The organism is Luteolibacter pohnpeiensis (genome assembly GCF_016595435.1).
GTDB classification, from domain to species: Bacteria; Verrucomicrobiota; Verrucomicrobiia; order Verrucomicrobiales; family Akkermansiaceae; genus Luteolibacter; species Luteolibacter pohnpeiensis.
This window is the reverse complement of the sequence record NZ_JAENIJ010000091.1, coordinates 1-2345: the sequence shown is the minus strand read 5'-3', so window position 1 is coordinate 2345 and position 2345 is coordinate 1. Positions and strand designations below refer to the sequence as shown.

3 protein-coding genes are annotated in these 2345 nt (G+C 51.4%); 1 reads left to right on the top strand and 2 read right to left on the bottom strand.

All coding sequences use genetic code 11. The annotated features are described in order from the left end of the window. Positions 1-222: 222 nt before the first annotated feature. A complete protein-coding gene (locus tag JIN85_RS20130; protein ID WP_200274226.1) occupies positions 223-480 on the top strand; it encodes a hypothetical protein in 258 nt (85 codons plus the stop codon). Between the two features lie 284 nt (positions 481-764). Here the strand turns inward: JIN85_RS20130 and JIN85_RS20125 are convergent, their stop codons facing one another. Together JIN85_RS20125 and JIN85_RS20120 are read right to left on the bottom strand one after the other, a co-directional pair. Further along, complete coding sequence (locus JIN85_RS20125) at positions 765-1295, bottom strand: hypothetical protein (RefSeq protein WP_200274224.1); 531 nt, start codon at positions 1293-1295, stop codon at positions 765-767. A gap of 34 nt (positions 1296-1329) precedes the next feature. After that, on the bottom strand, positions 1330-1815 hold the full coding sequence (locus JIN85_RS20120) for a DUF3592 domain-containing protein (protein WP_200274222.1): 486 nt from the start codon (positions 1813-1815) through the stop codon (positions 1330-1332). Positions 1816-2345 lie beyond the last annotated feature (530 nt).

Below are 2345 nucleotides of genomic sequence, written 5' to 3'. Positions count from 1 at the left end.
CGACGACATCGATCCAGACCGCGCTTGGGAGGATTGGCAGATTGCGCGGGTCGAGTTACACTCCGATGACGATTGAGTATGTCGGCTAGCAACTATAATTGGGTCTGTTTCGAGTGTCGCACCTCCCGGCGACACCCGAAGATTAGCGGTCAGATCCCGGCTTGCCCAGATTGCGGGCATTCGCCCGTGCCTGGACATTGAACGTTCTGCAAAAATAACCAGATGCGCACGCTCATCATCATGGCTGCATTTCTTTCATCCATCGGACGCCTCTTTGGTGGAGACGACAAGCCCGCATACGAGCTGGCCGAGATCTACACGGACATGCGCCAGCAAGTCCTGGAACTCGATGCCGAGAAGATCGGAGAATTGAAGGACAAGCCTATTTGGGCGGTCTTGATGGAGACGGGATACCCCGAAGCAGCAGTTACCCTCGTTGCCGTAGCGGACGGCGCAGCGAGCCTCTACTTCTCGAGATGATCGGGGCCGGAGAGCACCCCAATGTGCGTCCGGCGTCATTGGGGATGGTCAAGATGGCGGAGGGATTCCTGCCTCAGATGAAGAAGGTCGAGAAGTTTCCCGTCCCGAAGCCTGGCATGACGTGCTTCTACGTGATCACCCCGAAGGGCATCTTCACTTACACAGCGAAGGAGGACGATCTTGGCGAGGAGAGAGACAAGCTGTCGAAGCTCTTTCACAAAGGACACGAACTCATAGGCCAGATGCGGATCGCCGAGCAAAAAAGACAAGCAGAACAAGAGTCTTCATTTCTTCGATTGACCATGACTGCCTGCTTCAAACTGCTCGTCCGTCTGGGGAGGAAATTTGGCTTCAATCATTTTCCTAAAATTTGGAAATTTGTCACCTGCGATGAACTTCGAATACAAAGTGATCGACCCTCCGGATGTTCGTTCCAGACAAATGAGCATGGCATGGATGAGATCTTTAGTAACGAGTTGCTCATCGGCTTGCGAAAAATCCCAAATGATGTAGAGCTTCTTCTGTCCGGCGGCCGCTGATTCGCAACGCAGGAACACCCCAGCTCTGGAAGCAACATTGATGTCTCCTTCTTGCCTGGAGCTTAGTTGCTGTGGAATATGAGGATAGGTAATGGCAGTGAATAACACCTCTGGGAACGCCCCGCCGGTTACGAATGGAACTTCACGTACTACCACCGATCCACCGACCATGGGATCAAGCGGCTGGTAGACTGTCGTCAAAACGTTCTCGTTTCCTTGGGCGGTAATTAGCAGTGTACCTAGAGCCAATAGAACCAGTGAAATGTTCTTCATCATATGGTTTTTGTTAATATTAAAGGTCTGCCGCCCTCTACTGGGAGAGCCACTCCAATACAACTTGTGGGTTTGAGTTAATCTCCGGCTTTGACGCCGGAGTAGTAGCGGATTGGTCAGTGCCAGCTGGTTCTGCAGGTCTTAGTGGTCGGGTGTTGATACCTGCGAGAATAAAGACAGCACCAAATAGAATCGGAATAATCGTGAAAAGGAGTCGATTAGATAAACTGGCCACTTCAGCTGAAAGGCTCAATTGATCAACTAGCAGATCAACCGATTTACCTATTTTAGGTTCCCGTCCTGACCCGTATATCGAAACGAATTGAATTTGGCCATCCGCTCCTGTAAATTCGATCTTGGGATAATAGCACACTCCATCATTATAGGATTCTGTAAATCCAACGATTCTTCCTTGCCCATTTGACCAGTGCCTTCGCTTCCACCAAGTATATTCATGCCACGCAGCTAGTGCTACGCACAGCGTGCCGAAAAAGATGAACCCTATGACGGCGATGAGATGCATGGATTGAAGAACGTTGAAGTTCTCTGACAGCTGCCAGAGGACGATGATTTAGCGTTTAGAAGGATGTGGAAGACGATAGATTCGCAATCCAAGGAAGCCGATGTCCAGATCAAAGATTCAAGGCCACATCCGGCAACCTCTTCCGATGGCGCAGACGGTGCCGCCAACCGGTTGCGATTGATGTCCAGCAGCTCCGCCTGGCGGCGGATGCTCAGCTCGGGATAGTTCTTCTCAATCATGGTTTTTCGTTCAGATCCATCCTGAGCTCCACGAACTTTTTTCGAGAAAATCCTTCTCAATGACGAGCTGTCCTACCTTGCGCTCGGATTCTTGATAAAAGGCCTGTCCCGAATGGCACGGGATTAAGCCCGATTTCGTTGAAAATCAATAGACGGAAAGCCGGTCGGGGTACGGTTTGAATGTGTGACCAAACAGCCTCTTTTGACCGACTTCCCGCTCACCGTTTTTGCCACCGCGAGGCGGCGGTTGCAAGCGGCGATCCGCCAGACATCCACCCTTATCGCCCGCCG

Excerpts from the sequence above, each read along its gene's own strand:
- JIN85_RS20130 (WP_200274226.1), top strand. The coding sequence starts at position 223 with ATGCGCACGCTCATCATCATGGCTGCATTTCTTTCATCCATCGGACGC.
- JIN85_RS20125 (WP_200274224.1), bottom strand. The coding sequence starts at position 1,295 with ATGATGAAGAACATTTCACTGGTTCTATTGGCTCTAGGTACACTGCTA.
- JIN85_RS20120 (WP_200274222.1), bottom strand. The coding sequence starts at position 1,815 with ATGCATCTCATCGCCGTCATAGGGTTCATCTTTTTCGGCACGCTGTGC.